We start from the raw sequence: 21,746 nt of genomic DNA on the forward strand, positions 1-21,746 counted from the left end.
GCTCATGGAAGGCGAAGACTGAGGGCATTGAGCACCACAGTGATGGAGCTCAGGGCCATCAACAAGGCCGCCAGTGGCGGCGACAGCAGCAGGCCAAAGCCCGGCAGCAACACTCCGGCCGCCACCGGTAAGGCCAGCAGGTTGTATCCGAAGGCCCAGAAGAGGTTCTGGCGGATCTTGGCCATGGTGCGCTTGGCCAGCTGCAGCGCTTCAGGCACCGCCTCCAGGCGGTCTCCCAATAGCACCAGGTCAGCGGTGTCTTGAGCGATCTGGGTGCCAGTGCCCACAGCGATCCCCAGATCAGCCGCTGCAAGAGCAGGCGCATCGTTGATGCCATCCCCCACCATCGCCACGCTGCCGGTGGTCCTGTAGGCCTCCAACCGCTCCAGCTTCTGCTCCGGCAACAACTGCCAGGCGAGTTGATCGGCCTGAAAACCCAGCGCATCACCCAGGCGCTGCACCGACGGCTGACGGTCGCCGCTCAGCATCGCCAACATCAGACCCTGACCGCGCAACCGTTGCAAGGCCACAGAGGCATCGGGGCGCACGCGGTCGTCCACACAGATCAAACCCAGGGGCCTCTCATCCAGAGCCACCGCCACGAGCGACTGCCCTTTGTCGGAGGCCTGATCAAGAGCCTCCTGGAAAGGCGCAGGCCAGACGATGCCTTCCCGTTGCAGCCATTCGGGAGCACCCACGCGCACCGTGCCCTCAACCCCCTCAAGCTCACCAGCCACACCCGCGCCGGGGACGGTGCGACTGCCCACCACCGGCAGCAAGGGCAAGCCACGACGCTGTGCCTCCTGCAGCAGGGCGTGGGCCAATGGATGGCGACTGGTGTTCTCGACGCTGGCCGACAGTTGCAGGGTGCGGGCTGGATCAGCACTCGCCAGCACCTCAGCCACCAAGGGACGGCCAAGGGTGAGCGTGCCGGTCTTGTCGAACACAACGCGATCCAGCCCAGCCGCCAGCTCGATCACATCCCCACCGCGAAACAGCCAGCCCTGACGGGCCGCCAATCCCGACGACACCGTGATCACGGTGGGGGTGGCCAGACCCAGTGCACAGGGACAGGCGATCACCAGCACAGCAATGGCCAGCTGAATGGCCAATCCCAAGGGAGTTTCAGCGCCTGCACCCAAGGGGCCATGCAGGCCATGGCCATGCGCAGCGGCCATGGCAGCGGAATGGTGATGGGCCGCTGGCATCGGCGCCGCCAACACCTGGGTCCAGAGGCGGGGACCCACCTGCCACCAAAACAAAAATGTGAGCGTGGCCAGACTGATCACGCCGTAACAGAACATCCCGGCAACGCGGTCAGCCAGCCCTTGGATCGGAGCCTTCCGGGCCTGGGCCTGCTCCACCATGGCGATGATCCGAGCCAGGGCGGTCTCCGCACCCACCCGCTGCGCCTCCAGCACCAAGGTCGCTTCGAGGTTGAGGCTGCCTGAGGACAACTCCGTGCCAGGGGCTGCCTCAAGGGGCAGAGGTTCGCCGGTCAGGCTCGAGACATCCACCGCCGAGCAGCCCTCGATCACCACGCCGTCGACAGGGATGCGGTCACCCGCCAGCAACTGGAGGCGCTCACCAGGCCGCAATGCAGCCACCGGCACCTCCCTGACACTGCCATCGGCCATGACCAACCGGGCTTGATTCGGCTGCAACGCAGCCAACTGCTGCAACGCCCGGCCCGTTCGTACCCGGGCCCGCTCCTCCAGGAAGCGGCCGAGCAGCACAAAGCCGAGCAACATCACCGGCTCGTTGAAGAAACAGGGCCAGCCCACCTGGGGCCAGATCAAAGCCACCAGGCTGGCGAGATAGGCACTGCTGACGCCGAGGCCCACCAGGGTGTCCATGCTCGGCGCTCCCGCACGAACCGCCCTCCAGCCCCCCACCAGGATCGGTCGACCCGGTCCGATCAGCGCTACCGAGGCCAGGGTCGCGTGAAACCACAATTCCCCCACGACGGGCAGGTTCAGGTGGCCGCCTTCCGCCAGATGCCCCAACACCGACAGCACCAGCAACACCAGGGCCACCATCAGCTGCCGCCACTGACGCCACCAGCCCCAGCTGCGCTCCACATCGTCTTCGCCGGCACCGGGGGCGGTCTGGGAGCGGGCTTTGGCGGGGAAGCCGCGATTTTCAAGCGCCGACAACACCCCTTCCAGGGCTTGACCTTCGCCGGCAAGGCTCAACCAGGCACTGCGCGTCACCAGATTGACGCTGGCCTCCTCCACGCCCGGCTGCTCGAGCAAGGTGCGCTCCACAGCGCGCACGCACCCTCCGCACTTCATGCCCTCCACATCCAGGAGAACAGTGGTGTGGGGACCAGCGGTGGAGGTGCGACTCACAGCAGGGTTTGAGACATTTGCACGCTAGGCAGGGCTGCGTGCACCAGGATGGGAGCCATTCCAGCAGGCCCGCCGTGCCCCGCAGCAACCGCAACGACAACTTCATCGACAAGAGTTTCACGGTGATGGCGGATCTGATCGTGAAGCTGCTTCCGATCAACGCCCGGGCCAAGGAGGCCTACGTCTATTACCGCGACGGGCTTTCAGCCCAGAACGACGGCGACTACGCCGAGGCACTGGAGAACTACGAGGAAAGCCTGAAGCTCGAGGAAAACCCGATCGACCGCGGTGAAACCCTCAAGAACATGGCGATCATCTACATGAGTAATGGAGAGGAAGACCGGGCGATCGAGACCTATCAGAAAGCGCTCGACGAGAACCCCAAGCAGCCCTCCTGCCTCAAAAACATGGGGCTGATCTTCGAGAAGCGCGGACGCACAGCTGAAGAGGAGGGTCGCCGCGATGAAGCCGACAGCTGGTTCGATCAGGCGGCCGAAGCCTGGACCCAGGCGGTGCGCCTCAACCCAGGCGGCTACCTCGACATCGAAAACTGGCTCAAATCGACCGGTCGCAGCAACGTCGACGTTTATTTCTGATCGTCCTGAGCCGTCGCTCCATCGCCGAGGGCCAGCACGAGGGCTTCGGTGATCCGCGAGGCCTCCAATAACTCCAGCCCCAAGGCAGCCGCCACCGCACCCAGGCCGCTGGCCTGGGGCACAACAGCACGCCTGAACCCGAGTCGGGCGGCCTCCTGCAGGCGCAGCTCCAGTTGGGGAACGGAGCGCAGCTGACCGCCCAGACCCAGCTCCCCCATCAGCACCGTGCCAGCCGGCAACGTCAGATCCCTGTAGCTGGCCACCACAGCCGCCGCCACCCCCAGATCAGCGGCGGGTTCCTCCACATCGAGGCCGCCAGCCACCGCCAGGTAGCAATCGAAGCGTGAGAGCGGCAGGCCCATGTGCTTCTCCAGCACCGCCAGGATCTGGTGCAGACGGTTGACCGCAATCCCCGTCGCAGTCCGGCGCGGACTGGCGTAACTGGTGGTGCTCACCAAGGCCTGAAGGTCCACCACCAGCGGACGGGTGCCCTCGCAGGCCACGATCGTGGCCACACCACTGGCTTGTTCACCGCTGAGGAACAGCTCACTGGGGTTACCCACCTCCGCCAGCCCCTGCCCGCGCATTTCGAACACGCCCAGCTCATGGGTGGCACCGAAGCGATTTTTGACCGCACGCAGCAGGCGATGGCTAGCAAAGCGATCGCCTTCGAAGGTCAGCACCGCATCCACCAGGTGCTCCAACACCTTGGGCCCAGCCAGCACTCCCTCTTTGGTGACGTGACCCACCAGCAGCAGTGCCGTGTTCTGACGCTTGGCCAGCCGCTGCAGGGCAGCCGCACACTCTCGCACCTGGGCCACCGATCCCGGCGCACTGGTGAGGTTGGCGTCGTGCATGGCCTGGATGCTGTCGATGATCGCCACATCCGGCCTGAGAGCCTCCAGCTCCTCCAGCACCAGCTCCAGATCGGTTTCCGCCAGCAACTGCAGATCGGCGCCGCGGCGCTGCAAGCGCTGCCAACGCAACTTCACCTGCTGCGCCGATTCCTCCGCACTGACATAGAGCACCGAGCGGTCCCCTCCCATGGCCGTGGCGCTCTGGAGCAACAGGGTGCTTTTGCCGATGCCCGGATCTCCCCCCACCAGCACCAAAGACCCCGGCACCAAGCCACCGCCAAGCACCCGGTCGAATTCGTCGTAACCACTGCCAAGCCGCTGCATCGGCTGATCACCAAGGTCAGCCATGGCTGTGGATCGGCGCGCCACGGGAGCCGCCTTGGGATCAGCACCAGCACGCCTGCGACGGCCGTCGTCTTTGGGCTGCGACTGCTCCACCAGGGAATTCCAGCTGCCGCAGCTGTTGCAACGACCAAAAAACTGACGGGTCTGCGCCCCACAGCTCTGGCAAACGAACAGGGTGGAAGAACGGGGCACGAATAGGGGGAGGAAAGGCAGCGAACGCCGACTTCCGAAAAAGTCGAACTATGAAGAAAACTGGCGGGGAGTGAATAAATCGGGCGGCTGGCCACTTAGGTGTAACCAGTTGTTGTAGTGCCCGCGGGCCTGATGACAGTCGCCAGTCCTGCCAAGGAAACCATCCTCGTCGTCGATGACGAAGCCAGCAGCCGCCGGATTCTGGAAACCCGCCTCTCGATGATTGGCTACAACGTCATCACCGCCTGCGACGGCAACGAGGCACTGGAGTGCTTCCGCAACGTGGAGCCCGACCTGGTGGTGCTCGACGTGATGATGCCGAAGCTTGACGGCTACGGCGTTTGCCAGGAGCTGCGCAAGGAATCGGATGTGCCGATCGTGATGCTCACAGCCCTGGGGGATGTGGCGGACCGCATCACCGGCCTCGAACTGGGCGCCGATGACTACGTGGTCAAGCCGTTCAGTCCCAAGGAACTGGAAGCCCGCATCCGTTGCGTGCTGCGCCGGGTGGACAAAGAACAGGTGGCTGGCATCCCCAACTCCGGCGTGATTCAGGTGTCCGATCTGCGCATCGACACCAACAAGCGTCAGGTGTTCCGTGGCGATGAGCGGATCCGACTCACGGGCATGGAGTTCAGCCTGCTGGAACTGCTGGTCAGCCGTTCTGGAGAACCCTTCAGTCGCGGGGAAATCCTCAAGGAAGTGTGGGGCTACACCCCAGAACGCCATGTGGACACCCGGGTGGTGGATGTTCATATTTCCCGGCTTCGCTCCAAACTGGAAGACGATCCGGCGAATCCCGAGCTGATCCTCACTGCTCGCGGCACCGGCTATTTGTTCCAGCGCATCGTTGACTCCGTTGCCTCCGAAGGAAACTGACTCCAATGCGACGCCCCCTGTGGGCGATTCGTTGGCTCGGGCCAAGCCCCGACGCTCCAAGGCCGTTCGCCGTCTTGTGATTTGGTATCGCCGCAATGCCGCGGTCACCAGCCTTGTGGGCACTGCCACCTCCTCAGCAAGCGCCGCTGGCTCTGTCGCCGGCACGGTGGTGTCGAGCGCGGGCAACGTGGCCGGCACCGTGCTGCAACCCTTGGTCTTCGACCCTCTTCGACGGCTGCAAGGTGGCCATAGCGATGGCGACACCGCCATCAACGATGCAGAACGCCTGTGGGTGGCCGTCGACGGCATGGGTGGCGACCATGCGCCTGGCCCGATCTTGGAGGGATGCCTCCAGGCCATCACCCGCCTGCCTCTCCGCATTCGTTTTGTCGGAGAAACCGATCGGGTGCTGGCTGCCGCCGAGGAGATGGGGCTGACGGAAGCCCTGAATGACGCGCGCAACGCCGGCTACCTCGATCTGGTGGCCAGCGGTCCTTCCGTGGAAATGAATGAAGAGGCCACGGTGGTGCGGCGCAAACGCGATGCCAGCATCAACGTGGCCATGAACCTGGTAAAAAAGGGGGAGGCCCTGGCGGTCTATTCCGCAGGCAACTCAGGAGCTGTGATGGCCTCAGCCATTTTCCGGCTGGGGCGCCTGGCAGGCATCGAACGCCCTGCCATTGGAGCCCTGTTCCCCACCAAGGATCCAGGCCAGCCCGTGTTGGTGCTGGATGTGGGCGCCAACATGGATTGCAAACCGTCCTATCTCCACCAGTTCGCCCTGCTCGGCAACATCTACAGCCGGGATGTGCTGCAGGTCGCTCAACCGCGGGTGGGGTTGCTGAACATCGGCGAAGAGGAGTGCAAGGGCAACGATCTCGCCCTCAAGACCTACCCACTACTGAAAGAGGAGTCCCGTCTCCATTTCGCGGGCAACTGTGAGGGCCGCGATGTGCTTTCCGGTGAATTTGACGTGGTGGTCTGTGATGGATTCACCGGCAACGTGCTGCTCAAATTCCTCGAATCGGTGGGCAGCGTGCTGCTCGGGGTGCTCAAAGCCGAACTGCCCCGTGGCCGCCGCGGGAAGGTGGGTTCAGCCTTCCTGATGAGCAACCTCAAGCGCATCAAGAAACGCCTCGACCACGCCGAACACGGTGGCGCCCTGCTGCTGGGCGTGAACGGGATCTGTGTGATTGGCCACGGCAGCAGCCGGGCCCTGTCCGTGTTGAGTGCCCTGCGCTTAGCCCACTCCGCCGCCAGCCATGGCGTGATGGACGATCTCGCCGAACTCGGCAACACCGCCAAGCCCGTTGGGGTCTGAGACTGCACCGCGCCAGCCTCGACTGTGATTGACTGACGCCACCTCGTCTGACATCGCCCTTGGCTGGATCAGCACCACTCTCCGGACCCTCCGGCGGCGTGGCCCTGGTGGCCAGCGGAAGTGCCCGCGGTGAGCAACAGATCAGCAACGATCAACTCGGGCAACGGGTCGACACCAACGACGAATGGATCCGCACCCGAACCGGCATTCAGGCCCGTCGCATCTGCGGGCCTGATCAATCGCTCTCCGGCCTGGCTGCCGATGCTGGGCGAGAAGCCCTGTCCATGGCGGGATGGGACGCCGACAGCCTCGACCTGGTGCTGCTGGCCACCTCCACCCCCGATGACCTGTTCGGCTCAGCGCCGAAAGTGCAGGCTCTGCTGGGCGCCCGCAACGCCGTGGCCTTCGATCTCACCGCTGCTTGCAGTGGCTTTCTGTTCGCGCTGATCACGGCATCGCAGTTCCTGCGCACCGGAGCCATGCGGCGGGTGCTGGTGATCGGGGCCGACCAACTGAGCAGCTGGGTCGACTGGGACGACCGGCGCAGCTGTGTGCTGTTCGGCGATGGCGCTGGAGCCCTGGCTCTGGAGGCGTGTCCAGCGGATCAAGATGGCCTGCTCGGCTTCCAGATGCGCAGCGATGGCAGTCGCGGCGAATGTCTGAACGTGCCCCAAAGCCGCGATCGCCGACCCCTAGTGGATGGCAGCAGCCATCAGGGCGGCCACTACGAACCGATCCAGATGATCGGCCAGGAGGTCTACAAATTCGCCGTCCGGGAAGTGCCGGCGATCCTCAAGGCGCTGCTGCAAGACACAGCCACCAGTGCCGATCAACTCGACTGGTTGTTGCTGCATCAGGCCAATCAACGCATCCTCGATGCCGTCGCGGATCGGTTTGCCATTCCCCACAGCCAGGTGCTCACCAACCTGGCCAACTACGGCAACACTTCAGCAGCCACGATCCCGCTGATGCTCGACGAGGCCGTGCGCGACGGACGCATTCAGCCTGGTCATCGCATCGCCAGCAGCGGCTTCGGTGCGGGCCTCAGCTGGGGTGCAGCTCTCTTGCGCTGGCAGGGCCCCTCGTAGGCTCCCCCCACAACCGCGCACTTTTCGATGGCGATCGCCTGGGTGTTCCCTGGTCAGGGGTCTCAGAAAGTCGGCATGGCCGACCCTGTGATCAGCCTGCCTGGCGCTGAAGAACGCTTTGCCCTGGCCTCGCGGCTTCTCGGTCGTGATCTGCTGGCGATCTGCCGTGGCGAAACCAGTGACGCCGACGGTCCCGCCGACCTCAACGACACCCGCAACACCCAGCCCGCCCTGTTCGTGGTGGAGTCGCTGATCGTCGACGAACTGCGCCGACAAGGACGGGAACCGGCCCTGGTGGCTGGCCACAGCCTGGGAGAGCTGGTGGCTCTCTATGCCGCCGGCGTTTTCGATGCCGCCACTGGCCTGGAGTTGATGCTCAAGCGCTCCACCCTGATGGCCAATGCTGGCGGTGGAGCGATGACGGCCGTGATCGGCTTCGATCGTGACCAGCTCGACTCCCTGGTGGCCGCCCATGAGGGCGTGGTAATTGCCAACGACAACAGTGCCGCCCAGGTGGTGCTGTCTGGCACCCCCGAGGCGGTCAAAGCCGTGAGTGCTGAACTCACCTGCAAACGTGCCATTCCTTTGCCGGTGTCTGGGGCATTCCATTCCCCCTTCATGGCCGACGCGGCGGACGCCTTCGCCTCCCACCTCGACAGTGTGACCTTTGAAGATGCCCGCGTGCCGGTGCTCAGCAACACCGATCCCAGCCCCAGCTGCGATGCCGGAGTGATCAAGCAGCGCCTGCGGGATCAGATGACCCGTGGTGTGCGCTGGCGCGAAACCATGGAGGCCATGACCGCTGCCAAGGTGGACACCCTGGTGGAGATCGGCCCCGGCAACGTGCTCAGTGGTCTGGCCAAACGCTCCATGAGCGGCGTGGTTGCCAGCCAGCTGGCCAGTGCCGGCGACCTGGGACTGTGAGCGTGGTGCAGCCTGATCCGGCCCGTGAAAACCCGGCGCTGGTAAAGCGACCACCCCGCCCCAGCCTCACCTACAGGCTGGTGAGTGCTCTGCTGGTCTTCCCCCTGTTCCGAGGCCTGTTCCGTGGGCGGATCAGCGGTTGTCAGAACGTTCCGATGCAGGGCCCACTGGTGGTGGTGGCCAACCACGGCTCCCATCTCGACCCTCCCCTCCTGGGTCATGCCCTTGGACGCCCTGTGGCCTTCATGGCCAAAGCGGAACTGTTTGCTGTCCCCCTACTCGGCTCTCTGATCCGGGCCTTGGCGGCCTATCCCGTCAAACGGGGAGCCAGTGATCGGGAAGCGATTCGCACGGCGACAGCCCGCCTGCAGGAGGGCTGGGCCACGGGGGTGTTCCTCGACGGCACGCGCCAGCCCGACGGACGGGTCAATCAACCCATGCCAGGCGCGGCCCTGCTGGCCGCCCGCAGCGGCGCTGCCCTGCTGCCTGTGGCGATCATCAACAGCCATCGCGCGCTCGGCACGGGCCAGAGCCGTCCGCGCCTGGTGCCCATCCAGATCCGAGTGGGGGAGCCGCTTCCGCCTCCGGCCAGTCGGCGCAAACCCGACCTGGAAGCCACCACCCTGGAACTGCAGCGGCGCATCAACGCCCTGCTGGATCAGGGGCTGCTCACCAAGCGTTCCCACTGAGCTCGAGCCCAGGGTTTCAGATCCCTTCCCGTAATCACCCAAGCCAGGGCACGCAGGCCATCGCCCCAGCGTTTTCCTGGACTTTCCTGCACACAGTCCACACCACAGGACACGGGTACACCGGTCAAACGAATCCCTCGGCTCCCTGCCACCAGGCTGCCCACCGTGAGCGCGCGGGGGAGATGGTCTTCGCTGGTCACCAGCAACACATGCTGAACACCCTGCTCACGGAGGTCATCCACAAGGGATGTGAAATTCCCGAGGGTGTCATTGGCGCGGTAATCCAGCACCACCTGGCCCTCCCGCAACCCTTCGGTCTCCATCAACCAGTGGGCATATTCGGGATTGCTGCCCCCGCTCACCACAAGCGGCAGATTGAGCCGACGCGCCAGCTGAAGGCCGGCCCGCTCCCGGTCCACATCGCCCCCCAGCACCAGAATCCGTTCCGGCGGCTGAGCCGTGACAAGAGCTTGGTGATAAGGCCGGAGAGGCAAAGCACACACCACGCCGAGCAATCCAGCGCCAGCAACCCACCCCCAGCGGCTGCCCATCGCCCTTACACCACCCCCACCGGAGAGGTGGGGTAGATCGGCAACACAGCGGTCCAAGGGCTGGGGAGACCGCGCTGATGCGCCGCCAGGCAGCAGTCCAGCAACCGGCTCACATCGGCTTCCACGTCTTCGCTCATGGTCAGGGCCGGCTGCACCATCTCGTCCTCGGCCAAAAGATGGGGCACCTGCAGCTCCTCCACCGCATCACCCTCACACACTTGGTAGGCGCCCCCGACCTGACCACGGCGCGGCAGGGTCTGCACGATCCAGAAGGGGTCGTGCGGCGACGCCAACGCCCCTTGGCGTGCCAGCCGAGGGGCCATCAGGGCAAAGCTGCTGATTCCATCCAGCGGGCAGTCGAGCTGCTGGGCCAGCGTGCGCGCCATCACCACCGTCAGGCGTGTGCCTGTAAACCCACCGGGCCCGGTAGCCACCGCCAGCCGCACGATCGCTGACCACTGATCCGGAGGCAACAGCTCCTGCACAGCAGCCGGAAGACCATTGGTGAGTTCACGCCCAGCAGGCCGGGTCAGCACCCGGCGGCTGCCCTGGGGATCATCCAGATCCAGCACCGCCACTCCCAGCACAGGGGTGGAACTGTGCAGAGCCAGCAACCAACGGCTCATCGCGGCAGCTCCACTCCGGGCCGCAGGCGCTGCCAACGCCCTGGCTCGGCCTCAAAACTGGCGCAACTGCGCACGTCCCATTCGATCCCGGCCTGACCGCCGGGAAGATCATGAACGCTGATGTGAATCCGCGGCTGCTCAGGCACCAGATCCGGATCCTCGCTGAGGTGAACAGCGCCATGCTGACGCTCCACCGCGTGATAGGCCTGACATCGATCCACCCAGCGGCAATCCACGCAGATGCACATGCCTCCCCCTGCCGCTGAGGGTTCCATTCTGGAGGCCAATCCCGCCGATCAGGCGGAGCTGTTGCGGGATGCCTTAGCCCCGCAACGCTGGCCAGTGCCTCTGGAGTCGTTTCCACCAGGCAGTGCCCTGGTGGGTGGAGCGGTGCGGGATGCCCTGCTGGGACGGCTCAGCTCGACCCCCGACCTTGATCTGGTGGTGCCGGCGGATGCCCTGGGGGAAACCCGCCGTCTTGCCAAGCGCTATGGCGGTGCCTGCGTCGTGCTGGACGAACAGCGCGACATGGCCCGGTTGGTGGTGAAAGGCTGGACGATCGACTTGGCCCGCCAAGAGGGGGCCAACCTCACCGCTGACCTGCAACGACGGGACTACCGCATTAACGCCATTGCCCTGCGCCTGGCCCCCACCCCCGAGTTGGTGGACCCCTGCGGCGGCCTTCAGGACCTCAACGCTGGGCTGCTGACAGCCGTGGCGGAGCAGAACCTGATCGATGATCCCTTGCGCCTGTTGCGGGGGATCCGCATTGCGGCGGAACTGAACTTCAAGATCGCGGCGGACACCTGGCCCCTCTTGAACAAACATCGAAAGGCACTGCCCAAGGCGGCACCCGAACGGATTCAGGCCGAACTGACCAAGTTGGTGCAAGCCCCCGGCGCTGATCAAGCCATGGAGCAACTGCGCTGCAGTGGGCTGCTCTCTCCCTGGGCCCCAACCGAAGACGCTGGCTCTCAAGCCGATCTCAAGAGACCTCCAGAGCCCCTCACACCGTCTGCAGCCTCTCTCACCCAGGAGGAACGCCAAGCCGCCCTGCCCCTCGTGCGGCTGACCGGACTGCTGAGCGACCACGGTCTCAAGACCTTGCGGTTCAGCCGCCGTCAGATCCAGCGCTGTGGGGTGTTGCGCCGCTGGCAGCAGATGGACGACGGCCTCGGTTTCGACTCGTTGTCTGAAGAGCGACGCCTGAAGCTCCACACCGAACTGGGGGATGACCTGCCCGCGCTGATCCTGCAGCTTCAACCGCCTTTTCAAGAGGCGTGGCTGGAACGCTGGCGCAACCCCGTCGACCCCTTGTTTCATCCCCAGCCACCGCTGGACGGCACCACCTTGCAAGATGCATTGGGCATCACCCCTGGCCCCCAACTCGGTCAGCTTCTGCAACACCTTGCTGTTGAACGGGCCTTCGGTCGCTTGCCGAACCGAGAGGCGGCATTGACCGCCGCTCGCCGATGGTGGATGACCTCCCAGCCACCACGCTGTGATTAACTGCCTTTGCAGTGTCGACATCGATCGAACTGACCGGATCTTTCATCCTTCCCCCCTTCCATGAGCGCTCGCCTTTACGTCGGCAACCTGCCGCAGACTTTTGAATCCAAGGAGCTGGAGAGCCTGCTGGCCAGCGTCGGGGAAGGAATCCGCTTCAAAGCCGTGCTCGACCGGGAGACCGGTGCTTGCCGTGGTTTCGGCTTCGCCAACGTCAACGACGAGAAAGTTGCTGATGCGGTGATCGAACAGCTCAACGGCAAAGATTTCGGCGGTAACGCCCTGCGCATCGAGCGCTCCGAGCGCCGTGACAACAACGCAGGTGGCGGCGGACGCCGCGGCGGCCCTGGCGCTTCCCATGCTCCTGGCTCTGCCCGCAAGGCCGTCAATAAGGTGGTCCACAGCGACGCCAAAGCTGAAGAAGCTCCCGATCCCCGCTGGGCCGGTGAGCTGGCCAAGCTCAAGGATCTTCTGGCCAATCAGAAAACTGCCGTCTGAGCGCAACGCACCAGATCATCAAAAAGCCCGGGTTGCACCCGGGCTTTTTTCATGGCCGCCAGCAACCAAACGGCATCACCTTCAACGGGTCTGCGCAATCACGTAGGACCGGGGCAACTCCAGCATCTTTCCAAGCCGACCGACATAAGCCCGGTTTTGGAAGACGTCGTAATCGAGCTGTTCAATGACATCAAGAATGCCGCGATACAGACGCAGAGAGGTCCAAACAGGCCAGCGAGCATCAGCTGACAACCAGCGGATACCAGCCTCAGAGCGCGCAAACCACTCACGGGCTCGCTCCAGCTGAAAAGCCATCAGAGCCCTCCAGGCGTCATTGAGACGGCCCGCCATCAAGTCCTCCTCGCTGTAGCCGAACCGTTCAAGGTCCTCCTGAGGCAGATAAATCCGACCTCGCCCCCGGTCTTCTCCGACATCGCGCAGGATATTGGTGAGTTGGTTGGCGATCCCCAAGGCCACTGCCGCATCGGACGTGTTGGGGACATGGCTCCAGGGCGCTGTTGTGTAGGCCTGATCGATGCCCATCACCCCTTCCGTCATCAAACCGACGGTGCCAGCCACCCGATAGCAGTAGAGACGCAGATCCTTGAACGTCGGATAGCGGGTCCAGGTGAGATCCATCCGCTGACCTTCGATCATGTCGAGGTAGGGCTGAATCGACTGTGGGAAGCGCTCAAGCGTGTCCACCATCACCGCGTCAAGGTCGTCGGCGATCTTGCCCTCAAACAGCGCACGGGTCTTGGCTTCCCAGCGATCGAGACGCTCAGCCAGCTCAGACACCGGACGCGCCTGGGCCTCTTCGCTGTCCATCAATTCATCGGTGCGTCGGCACCAGACATAGATGGCCCAGATCGCCCTGCGCTTCTCAGGAGGAAGCAGCAGGGTGCCGAGATAGAAGGTTTTCGCCCAGGTCGCCGTTTCCTGCCGACAACTCTCGTAGGCAGCCTCGAGATTCAGTGCGGCGAGGGGCATGACTCAGGCCGACACCGGCGCGCTGACAGGGGTCGATGATGCCAGCTGGCCGCTCTTGCGGTCCACTGCGCCAGCGCAGAGCTTGCCACTGAGCACCGCACCTTCCATCGACGCCAGATAGCGCTGCATGGTGTAGTCCCCCGCCAGGAAGAAGTTCTTAATCGGTGTGGTCTGATCCGGACGAAGCTGCTGGCATCCGGGAGTGGTCTTGTAGACCGACAACGGTGTTTTCACCACCTTGTACTTGCGCAGGGTGGCGGGGTTGTCGCCACCGAAGTGCATGGGGAACAGCTTCTTGAGCTCGCCCATGGTGGCTTCGATGATCTCTTCGTCCGGGCGACCGATCCAGTCCTTTGCTGGGGCAAACACCAGCTCGAGCATGGATTTATCTGGGTCCTCGTATTCCCGGCAGGTGATGCTCATGTCGGCGTAGACACTGAGCAGAGGAGAGCGGCTGAAGAGCAGATGGTCGATGTCGGTGAGCTTGCGGTCAAACCACAGGTGCAGGTTGATCACAGGAACACCTCGCAGGCCATCCAGCTTCTGGAACACCTCCATTTGCTTCCAGGGCTCGGGTAGCAGCAGCTTGAAGGGATCCACTGGCAAGGCGCTGACGTAGGCATCGGCGTGGATTTCCCGGGTTTCCTGGCCCTTCACTCCGCCAATCAAGAACGAAGCGACGCTGCCATCCGGATTGAGCTTGATCTCACGCAGAGGGCTGTTGAGGTGCACCTCGCCTCCGCGCGCTTCGATGTGCTCAACGATGGGTTCACAGAGCCGTTCCGGGGGAGCTCCATCCAGGAAGGCCATCTGGGAACCGTTCTTCTCCTGAAGAAAGCGATTGAGCGCGGTGAGCACCACCGTGGCGGAGATTTCATCAGGATCGATGAAATTGAGCGCCTTGCTCATGGCGATGAACACCTCGTCATTCACCCGCTCTGGAATGTTGTGGATGCGAAGCCACTCAGTCCAGGAGTACTTGTCGCACTCTTCGACATAGCCCTGTCCGCGCAGCATGGCGGGCACGAGACCGAGACCGAAGCTGATCTTCTCCGGCCAAGTGAGCATGTCGTTGTTCCCCAGGATCGCTGCAACGCCGTTCACCGGGGCGGGTAAGTCGGGGAAATCGAAACGGCTGTAGGTGCCAGGCTCCTCAGGCTGGTTGAAGATCATCGAGTGGCTCTTCCACTGCAGCCGGTCCTCGATGTTCAGCTCCTTGAACAGCTGCAGCATGTTCGGGTAGGCCCCGAAAAAGATGTGAAGGCCGGTCTCATACCAGTCGCCGTCCTCGTCCTTCCAGGCCGCCACCTTGCCGCCGAGCACATCACGGGACTCGAGCACCACCGGGGTATGACCGGCATCCGCCAGATACTTCGCGCAGGAGAGTCCGGCCAAACCGGCCCCTGCAATGGCGATGCGCATGGTGGTGCTTAGAAATTGCAACTAACCTTAAAAGCTGCCCTCCCCCGCTTGCTTCCTAAAGTCGGTCGAATCGCCGTTTCGGTTTTCTCCGGAACCTCACTGTTGCCATGGCTGAGACTCTGCTCAAGTGCACCACCCGCCACGTGCGGCTGTTCACCGCCAAGGTGGAGAACAACAACCTGGTGCCGGACCCCGAGCAGCTGACCCTCGATCTCGACCCCGACAACGAATTCATCTGGAACGACAGCTGCATTGCCAAGGTGCAGCAACGGTTTAAAGATCTGGTCGAAAGCCATGCCGGTGCTGAGCTGAGCGACTACAACCTGCGCCGCATCGGCACAGAACTGGAAGGCTGCATCCGCCAACTGCTCCAGGCCGGAGAACTGAGCTACAACCCCGATTGTCGGGTGCTGAATTACTCGATGGGACTGCCCCGCTCGCCTGAACTGCTTTGAGCCGCTCCCCCTACGACCGTCCGCGCTACGACGGCCCCCAGGGCAGAGGTCCTCGGGACAACCGGCCCCGTGACGACAGGGGTAGCTATGGCCGGCAGCCATCCTCTGGGCGCTACGACCCAGGCAGACGGCCCCCTGGCGGTCGCCCCCCAGGCGGACAGCCTCCGGGGGGACCACCTGGTGGTGGCGGGATGAAATTCAACACGGCCACAGCGGCGGTCCTCGCCGGTGTGCTCGTTGTGGGCATCGGGATCGGCAGTGCTGTGACCAGCACCACCCAGGGCGATCAAGGCAACATCGCCAGCAGCCAACAACTCGACATGGCCGTACCGGATCCCGAGTTCTGCAGGCAGTGGGGCGCCAGTGCCTATGTGATGGACCTGGAGATGTACACGACCATGAACCCGGTCAGCAGCTTCGTCACCCAGCCGGCGCTGCAGGCCGGATGCGTGATCCGAAGGGAGAACTGGGCCGTGCTGCGCAAGGAAGGAGCGATCACTCCTGCCCAGGAGCGGGAGTGCAAACAGCGGATGAACACCTTCGCCTACATCGGCTCAATCCGCGACAAACCCTTTGTGCGCTGCGTCTACCAAACAGACGTGCGCGAGAACAAATTCATCACCAAAGGCGTGGCCGACGACTCGGTGGGCTTGACCCCAGAGGCGGATCAGTTCTGAGCCTGTGCAGGTCGGCTTTCGCCGTCCTCATCGGGTGTTGCCAGTCCTGTGCGCACCTGGCGCAACGGGCTATCGGGGCTGGCAAACAGAGGGAGCACGTCCCTGCGGAAGGCATCGGAGGCCCGGGAGCAATACCGGGCGGGATGGCTGATCAATTTGAGCTGGCGGCGCACCTGCAGATCCACCACCGCGGGCTTGTGCAGGGTGCCGGCATTCAACTCCCGCTCAATCGACACCACCGGCAGGAACGCGGCACCAAGACCTGCCTGCACTGCATTTTTGATCGCTTCCAGCGAATTGAGCTCCATCTCGATCCGCAGACGCTGAACATCCAGGCCTGAACGAGCCAACAGCTGATCGACCATCTTGCGCGTAGTGGATTGGGAATCCAGGCAAACAAACCCAAGGCGATAAAGGTCGTCTTTGCTCAGTTCCATCAACCGAGCCAGCGGGTGCTTCACCGGCAACACCAAAGCCAGTTCATCACTGGCGTAGGGCACCACCTGCAGCAACTCATTGAGTTCGGAGGGCAACTCCCCACCGATGATGGCCAGATCGATCTGGCCGTTAGCCACGCTCCAGCCGGTACGGCGCGTGCTGTGCACATGCAACTGCACCGCAACATCGGGATATTTCTGCCGGAACAGCCCGATCATCCGAGGCATCAGATAGGTACCCGTGGTCTGACTGGCACCGACCACCAACGACCCACCCTTGAGGTTGTGGAGGTCGTCGAGGGCGCGGCAGGCCTCATGGCACTGGCTCAGGATCCGGTCGCAGTAGCCGAGCAGCAGATGCCCTGCCTCAGTCAGCTGAGCTTTTCGGCCACCGCGGTCAAACAGCGACACCTCCAGCTGCTTTTCGAGGTTCTGAATCTGCAGGCTGACGGCCGGCTGGGTCACGAACAGGCTGTCGGCAGCTTTTTTGAAACTGCCCTCGCTGACGATGGCCCGCAGAATGCGCAGTTGATCCAGGGTGAAGGGCAGATCGGCCATGGGGGCCTGCCCACCCGGGCAGGAAGAACCAAAAAACTGTAAGGGGGATGCCCGCCTCAGGGACACCACCAAGCCCCGGAACCGACCGATGAACTTTCAGAATCGGCGCATCCTTCTCCGCAGAGGTCTGTGTCCGAGGCCGTCAACGGCAGCATTCACCACTCCAGCCTGGTGATGTTCGCCCTTCTGGTGCTGTTCGCCGTGATCCACAGCGGCGGTGCCGCTCTGCGCAACCACGCTGAGGCCAAAATCGGTGCCCGTGCCTGGCGTCTGCTGTTTGCCGCCGCCAGCATTCCTTCCGCTGTTGTGGTGATCGGCTATTTCCTGGCCCACCGCTACGACGGCATTCGACTGTGGAATCTGCAGGGGGTGCCAGGCCTCATCCCCGTGATCTGGGTGCTGACCGCCATCAGTTTTCTGTTCCTGTATCCGGCCACCTACAACCTGCTGGAAATCCCAGCCGTGCTCAAACCTCAGGTGCGGATGTATGCCACCGGGATCATTCGCATCAGCCGCCACCCCCAGGCGGTGGGCCAGATCCTCTGGTGCATCAGCCATGCCCTCTGGATCGGAAGCAGTTTCATGGTGGTGACCTGCATCGGCCTGATCGGCCATCACCTGTTTGCCATCTGGCATGGCGATCGGCGCCTGCAGGCCCGCTTCGGTGATGCCTTCACGGAGTTGCGAGCCAACACCTCTGTGGCGCCGTTCGTCGCCGTGCTGGATGGTCGTCAGCAGCTGACCTGGGCGGAATTTCTACGCCCTGCCCAACTGGGAATTGTCATTGCCGTGGGGGTGTTCTGGTGGGCCCACCGTTTCATCCCGATCGGCACCACTGCGTTTCTCCACTCCCGACTGGAGAGCCTGCTGGGCTGAGCTGCCTAAACTCAGCAAAATCCTGCTTCGTCCGGATGCACTCGGCCGCTGACTACGCCTGGTTGATTCCAGTGCTTCCGCTGATCGGAGCGCTGATCACCGGCATGGGATTGATCAGTTTCAACCGAACGATCAATCGCCTGCGCAAGCCGGTCGCCGTCTTGCTGCTCAGCTGTGTCGGTGCCGCAGCGGTGATCAGCTACGCCGTGCTGTTTGAACAGTTCAACGGTGCACCCCCGGTCGAACATTTGTTTGTTTGGGCCAGCGCCGGCAGCTTCAGCTTGCCGATGGGCTACGTGGTGGATCCGCTGGGATCCGTGATGCTGGCCCTGGTCACCACCATCGCCCTGTTGGTGCTGATCTACTCCCATGGCTACATGGCGCACGACAAAAGCTACGTGCGCTTTTTCACCTATCTGGCGTTATTCAGCAGCTCGATGCTGGGGCTGGTGATCAGTCCCAACCTGCTGGAGATCTACGTGTTCTGGGAGCTGGTGGGCATGTGCTCCTACCTGCTTGTGGGCTTCTGGTACGACCGCGACGGCGCCGCACACGCGGCCCAGAAGGCCTTCATCGTGAACAGGGTGGGCGACTTTGGCCTCCTGCTCGGCATCCTCGGCCTGTTCTGGGCCACCGGCAGCTTCGACTTCCAGGGCATTGCCGATGGCTTGGCTGCCGCCATCAGCAACGGCTCCGTGCCTGGATGGGCCGCTCTGGCGCTGTGCCTTTTCGTCTTTATGGGTCCCATGGCCAAATCGGCCCAGTTCCCTCTGCATGTGTGGCTGCCGGACGCCATGGAGGGCCCCACACCGATTTCAGCCTTGATCCACGCCGCCACCATGGTGGCGGCAGGTGTCTTCCTGGTCGCTCGGCTTGAGCCCCTCTATGCCCAGTTTCCCAGTGTTGGCCTTGTCATTGCTGTGGTCGGGACCATCACCTGCTTCCTGGGAGCCTCGATTGCTCTGACCCAGATGGACCTGAAGAAAGGTCTGGCCTACAGCACCGTGTCGCAGTTGGGTTACATGATGCTGGCCATGGGCTGTGGCGCTCCCGTTGCGGGCATGTTCCACCTGGTGACCCATGCCTTCTTCAAGGCCATGCTCTTCCTGGGTTCCGGCTCGGTGATCCATGCCATGGAAGACGTGGTGGGGCATGAACCTGTGCTCGCCCAGGACATGCGCCTGATGGGCGGCCTCCGCCAGAAGATGCCGATCACAGCCATCACCTTCTTCATCGGCTGCGTGGCCATCAGCGGCATTCCTCCGCTGGCTGGTTTCTGGAGCAAGGACGAAATCCTCGGCCAAGCCTTCAACACCTATCCCGTGCTTTGGGCCGTTGGTTTCCTCACGGCCGGCATGACCGCCTTCTATATGTTCCGCCTCTACTTCCTCACCTTCGAAGGGGAGTTCCGCGGCAACGACACGGCCATGCAGCACCAGCTGATGGCCGCTGCTGGCAAAAGCGTCGACGACGAGCATGCTCATCACGGCGGAAGCGTGCACGAGTCCCCTTGGCCGATGACGCTTCCCCTGGCCGTGCTCGCAGCTCCCTCTGTGCTGATCGGCCTGCTGGGCACGCCCTGGAACAGCCGTTTTGCAGGGCTGCTGAACCCTGAAGAAGCGGCAGACATGGCTGAGCACTTCAGCTGGGGCGAATTCCTGCCGTTGGCCGGAGCATCCGTGGCGATCTCAGTGACCGGCATCACCATTGCAGTGCTGGCCTATGCCCTTCGCACCATCGACCTCGGAGAACTGGTGGCCGCGCGAGTGCCAACCATCAATGCCTTCCTGGCCAACAAGTGGTACCTCGATTGGATCAACGAAAAGCTGTTCGTGCGTGGCAGTCGCAAGCTGGCGCGTGAAGTGCTCGAAGTTGACGCCAAGGTGGTCGATGGTGTGGTCAACCTCACCGGTCTGCTCACCCTGGGCAGTGGCGAAGGCCTCAAGTATTTCGAGACGGGGCGCGCCCAGTTCTATGCCTTGATCGTGTTCGGCGGTGTGATCGCCATGGTGGTGTTGTTCGGCGTTCTTGGCAGCCCGATCAGCTGATCGCTCGTTGTTCCATCTCGTCAAGCCGGCGTCGTTGTCTGACGCTCTGTGTCCCAACGACCATCCAGCGTGTTGAAACCAACAACCGTTTCTACACTCCGGCAAGACCTGAAAAGGCTTGTCCGTGCTGGAGTTTGCCGTTAGCCCCCCGTTTGATCCGCAACTGGTGGGCCTGCGACCCGAGTCGATTTCCACCGATGTTCCCTGGCTGAGCCTGTCGATCCTGTTCCCGATCGTCGGCGCGCTGATTGTTCCGTTCATACCCGACAAAGGGGAAGGGAAGCAGGTGCGCTGGTTTGCCCTCGGAATCGCACTGATCACCTTCCTGATCACCGTCGGGGCCTATCTCGACGGCTACGACCCGAGCATCAGTGGGCTGCAACTGGCAGAACGGGTGAGCTGGTTGCCCGATCTGGGCCTCACCTGGGCTGTCGGGGCCGACGGTCTCTCGATGCCGCTGATCCTGCTAACAAGCTTCATCACAGCCCTGGCTGTGCTGGCCGCCTGGCCGGTCACCTTCAAGCCCAAGCTGTTCTTTTTCCTGATCCTGGCCATGGATGGTGGCCAGATCGCCGTGTTCGCCGTCCAGGACATGCTCCTGTTCTTCCTGGCCTGGGAACTGGAACTTCTTCCCGTTTATCTACTGCTGGCAATCTGGGGCGGAAAGAAACGGCAGTACGCCGCCACCAAATTCATCCTCTACACCGCCGGTAGTTCCCTGTTCATCCTGCTGGCTGCCCTCGCCATGGGCTTCTTCGGTGGCGGGACCCCCAATTTTGAATACAGCGTTCTGGCCCAGAAGGGCTTCGGCCATGGCTTCCAGCTGCTCTGTTATGCCGGCCTGCTGATTGCCTTCGGGGTGAAGCTGCCGATTGTTCCCCTGCACACCTGGTTACCGGATGCCCACGGCGAAGCCACAGCACCGGTCCACATGCTTCTCGCAGGCATCCTGCTGAAAATGGGCGGTTATGCCCTGCTCCGTTTCAACGCCGAAATGCTGCCGGAAGCGCACGCCCAGTTCGCGCCACTCCTCGTGGTGCTCGGCGTGGTGAACATCATTTATGCGGCGCTGACGTCCTTTGCTCAAAGGAACCTGAAACGCAAGATCGCCTACAGCTCGATCAGCCATATGGGCTTCGTGTTGATCGGCATCGGCAGCTTCAGCGACCTGGGCACCAGTGGAGCCATGCTTCAGATGATCAGCCACGGCCTGATCGGCGCGAGCCTCTTCTTCCTGGTGGGAGCCACCTACGACCGCACCCACACCCTTCAACTCGATGAGATGGGAGGTGTGGGCCAGAAGATGCGCATCATGTTTGCGCTCTGGACCGTTTGCTCCCTGGCCTCCCTGGCCCTGCCGGGCATGAGTGGCTTCGTGAGCGAACTGATGGTGTTTGCAGGCTTCGCAACCGACGAGGCCTACAGCCTGACCTTCCGAATCGTGATCGATGGTCTGGCCGCCGTCGGTGTGATTCTCACCCCCATCTACCTGCTCTCCATGCTTCGGGAGATCTTCTTCGGGAAGGAGAACAACGACCTGGTCTCCCACACCAACCTGGTGGATGCAGAGCCCCGTGAGGTGTATGTAATCGGCTGCCTGCTTGTGCCCATCATCGGCATCGGCCTTTATCCCAAGCTGATGACCGACAGCTACCGGAGCTCGATCGAAGCCTTGGTCAACCGCGACGTGGTGGCCATGGAGCGGATCACCCAACCCACAGCTCCCCTGCTGCGCATGGCACCTCTCACCCCGGCATTCGTGCAAGCACCATCGCTTCCCCAGGGCTGACGCGTAACGAACTTCGTCCGTTCGGCCTTCTGAACAGACGGGCGAGGCCGTCGCCCGTACGTTTCACTGAC

21 protein-coding genes are annotated in these 21,746 nt (G+C 63.1%); 13 read left to right on the forward strand and 8 right to left on the reverse strand.

Annotation, left to right across the window (positions count from 1 at the left end):
• Nucleotides 1–2: 2 nt before the first annotated feature.
• Nucleotides 3–2,351, reverse strand: a complete 2,349-nt coding sequence (locus RS9916_RS09160; protein ID WP_007099083.1) for a cation-translocating P-type ATPase — start codon at nucleotides 2,349–2,351, stop codon at nucleotides 3–5.
• Nucleotides 2,352–2,476: 125 nt separating this feature from the next.
• Between RS9916_RS09160 and RS9916_RS09165 the strand changes: the two genes are divergently transcribed.
• Entirely contained in the window at nucleotides 2,477–2,947 is a 471-nt protein-coding gene (locus RS9916_RS09165) for a photosystem I assembly protein Ycf3 (RefSeq protein WP_369791604.1), read from the forward strand.
• On the opposite strand, the gene radA is transcribed toward RS9916_RS09165, so the two are convergent.
• Nucleotides 2,938–4,341 carry a DNA repair protein RadA gene (gene radA / locus RS9916_RS09170; protein WP_007099086.1) on the reverse strand — a complete coding sequence of 468 codons (1,404 nt, stop codon included), beginning with the start codon at nucleotides 4,339–4,341 and terminating at the stop codon, nucleotides 2,938–2,940. The genes RS9916_RS09165 and radA overlap by 10 nt on opposite strands.
• 132 nt (nucleotides 4,342–4,473) lie before the next feature.
• Here radA and rpaB point away from each other — a divergent pair, with 132 nt between their 5' ends.
• From rpaB to RS9916_RS09195, 5 genes are read left to right on the forward strand one after another with little or no spacing between them, the layout of a single operon-like run.
• Nucleotides 4,474–5,220 carry a response regulator transcription factor RpaB gene (gene rpaB / locus RS9916_RS09175; RefSeq protein ID WP_007099087.1) on the forward strand — a complete coding sequence of 249 codons (747 nt, stop codon included), beginning with the start codon at nucleotides 4,474–4,476 and terminating at the stop codon, nucleotides 5,218–5,220.
• A complete protein-coding gene (plsX, locus tag RS9916_RS09180; protein ID WP_083773052.1) occupies nucleotides 5,201–6,541 on the forward strand; it encodes a phosphate acyltransferase PlsX in 1,341 nt (446 codons plus the stop codon). The genes rpaB and plsX overlap by 20 nt, the downstream gene beginning before the upstream one ends.
• Before the next feature lie 59 nt (nucleotides 6,542–6,600).
• A complete protein-coding gene (locus RS9916_RS09185) occupies nucleotides 6,601–7,629 on the forward strand; it encodes a beta-ketoacyl-ACP synthase III (protein ID WP_007099090.1) in 1,029 nt (342 codons plus the stop codon).
• Between the two features lie 27 nt (nucleotides 7,630–7,656).
• Entirely contained in the window at nucleotides 7,657–8,553 is an 897-nt protein-coding gene (gene fabD, locus RS9916_RS09190) for an ACP S-malonyltransferase (RefSeq protein WP_007099091.1), read from the forward strand.
• Entirely contained in the window at nucleotides 8,550–9,242 is a 693-nt protein-coding gene (locus RS9916_RS09195) for a 1-acyl-sn-glycerol-3-phosphate acyltransferase (RefSeq protein ID WP_007099092.1), read from the forward strand. The genes fabD and RS9916_RS09195 overlap by 4 nt, the downstream gene beginning before the upstream one ends.
• Here the strand turns inward: RS9916_RS09195 and RS9916_RS09200 are convergent.
• Genes RS9916_RS09200 through RS9916_RS09210 form a run of 3 tightly spaced genes read right to left on the reverse strand, consistent with a single transcriptional unit; the run spans nucleotide 9,212 to nucleotide 10,667 of the window.
• Nucleotides 9,212–9,793: a YdcF family protein gene (locus RS9916_RS09200; protein WP_007099093.1), complete on the reverse strand. Its 582-nt coding sequence runs from the start codon at nucleotides 9,791–9,793 to the stop codon at nucleotides 9,212–9,214. The genes RS9916_RS09195 and RS9916_RS09200 overlap by 31 nt on opposite strands.
• 5 nt (nucleotides 9,794–9,798) lie before the next feature.
• The gene (gene tsaB, locus RS9916_RS09205; RefSeq protein WP_007099094.1) at nucleotides 9,799–10,419 is read right to left on the reverse strand and encodes a tRNA (adenosine(37)-N6)-threonylcarbamoyltransferase complex dimerization subunit type 1 TsaB; all 621 of its coding nucleotides are present in this window, start codon (nucleotides 10,417–10,419) and stop codon (nucleotides 9,799–9,801) included.
• Nucleotides 10,416–10,667 carry a Ycf34 family protein gene (locus RS9916_RS09210; RefSeq protein WP_007099095.1) on the reverse strand — a complete coding sequence of 84 codons (252 nt, stop codon included), beginning with the start codon at nucleotides 10,665–10,667 and terminating at the stop codon, nucleotides 10,416–10,418. Before RS9916_RS09210 ends, tsaB begins: the two co-directional genes overlap by 4 nt.
• Between RS9916_RS09210 and RS9916_RS09215 the strand changes: the two genes are divergently transcribed.
• Together RS9916_RS09215 and RS9916_RS09220 are read left to right on the forward strand one after the other, a co-directional pair.
• Entirely contained in the window at nucleotides 10,666–11,928 is a 1,263-nt protein-coding gene (locus tag RS9916_RS09215) for a CCA tRNA nucleotidyltransferase (RefSeq protein ID WP_007099096.1), read from the forward strand. The two genes, RS9916_RS09210 and RS9916_RS09215, sit on opposite strands and share 2 nt — an antisense overlap.
• A 60-nt stretch (nucleotides 11,929–11,988) precedes the next feature.
• Nucleotides 11,989–12,423 carry an RNA-binding protein gene (locus RS9916_RS09220; protein WP_007099097.1) on the forward strand — a complete coding sequence of 145 codons (435 nt, stop codon included), beginning with the start codon at nucleotides 11,989–11,991 and terminating at the stop codon, nucleotides 12,421–12,423.
• 81 nt (nucleotides 12,424–12,504) lie between these two features.
• Here the strand turns inward: RS9916_RS09220 and RS9916_RS09225 are convergent, their stop codons facing one another.
• A complete protein-coding gene (locus RS9916_RS09225; RefSeq protein ID WP_007099098.1) occupies nucleotides 12,505–13,413 on the reverse strand; it encodes a phytoene synthase in 909 nt (302 codons plus the stop codon).
• 3 nt (nucleotides 13,414–13,416) lie between these two features.
• A complete protein-coding gene (gene pds, locus RS9916_RS09230) occupies nucleotides 13,417–14,835 on the reverse strand; it encodes a 15-cis-phytoene desaturase (RefSeq protein WP_007099099.1) in 1,419 nt (472 codons plus the stop codon).
• Between the two features lie 107 nt (nucleotides 14,836–14,942).
• On the opposite strand from pds, the gene RS9916_RS09235 reads away from it, so the two are divergent.
• Together RS9916_RS09235 and RS9916_RS09240 are read left to right on the forward strand one after the other, a co-directional pair.
• The gene (locus tag RS9916_RS09235; RefSeq protein ID WP_007099100.1) at nucleotides 14,943–15,290 is read left to right on the forward strand and encodes an NAD(P)H-quinone oxidoreductase subunit M; all 348 of its coding nucleotides are present in this window, start codon (nucleotides 14,943–14,945) and stop codon (nucleotides 15,288–15,290) included.
• Entirely contained in the window at nucleotides 15,287–15,967 is a 681-nt protein-coding gene (locus RS9916_RS09240) for a DUF3172 domain-containing protein (RefSeq protein WP_038023599.1), read from the forward strand. Before RS9916_RS09235 ends, RS9916_RS09240 begins: the two co-directional genes overlap by 4 nt.
• Here the strand turns inward: RS9916_RS09240 and RS9916_RS09245 are convergent.
• A complete protein-coding gene (locus tag RS9916_RS09245) occupies nucleotides 15,958–16,962 on the reverse strand; it encodes a LysR family transcriptional regulator (protein WP_007099103.1) in 1,005 nt (334 codons plus the stop codon). The two genes, RS9916_RS09240 and RS9916_RS09245, sit on opposite strands and share 10 nt — an antisense overlap.
• A 174-nt stretch (nucleotides 16,963–17,136) precedes the next feature.
• Between RS9916_RS09245 and RS9916_RS09250 the strand changes: the two genes are divergently transcribed.
• The 3 genes from RS9916_RS09250 to RS9916_RS09260 all read left to right on the forward strand — a co-directional run bounded on the left by RS9916_RS09250 (nucleotide 17,137) and on the right by RS9916_RS09260 (nucleotide 21,675).
• Nucleotides 17,137–17,838: an NnrU family protein gene (locus RS9916_RS09250; RefSeq protein WP_038024423.1), complete on the forward strand. Its 702-nt coding sequence runs from the start codon at nucleotides 17,137–17,139 to the stop codon at nucleotides 17,836–17,838.
• Nucleotides 17,839–17,873: 35 nt separating this feature from the next.
• On the forward strand, nucleotides 17,874–19,886 hold the full coding sequence (locus RS9916_RS09255; RefSeq protein WP_007099105.1) for an NAD(P)H-quinone oxidoreductase subunit 5: 2,013 nt from the start codon (nucleotides 17,874–17,876) through the stop codon (nucleotides 19,884–19,886).
• Nucleotides 19,887–20,010: 124 nt separating this feature from the next.
• Complete coding sequence (locus tag RS9916_RS09260) at nucleotides 20,011–21,675, forward strand: NAD(P)H-quinone oxidoreductase subunit 4 (protein WP_038024424.1); 1,665 nt, start codon at nucleotides 20,011–20,013, stop codon at nucleotides 21,673–21,675.
• Nucleotides 21,676–21,746 lie beyond the last annotated feature (71 nt).

Source organism: Synechococcus sp. RS9916, assembly GCF_000153825.1.
GTDB lineage: Bacteria > Cyanobacteriota > Cyanobacteriia > PCC-6307 > Cyanobiaceae > Synechococcus_C.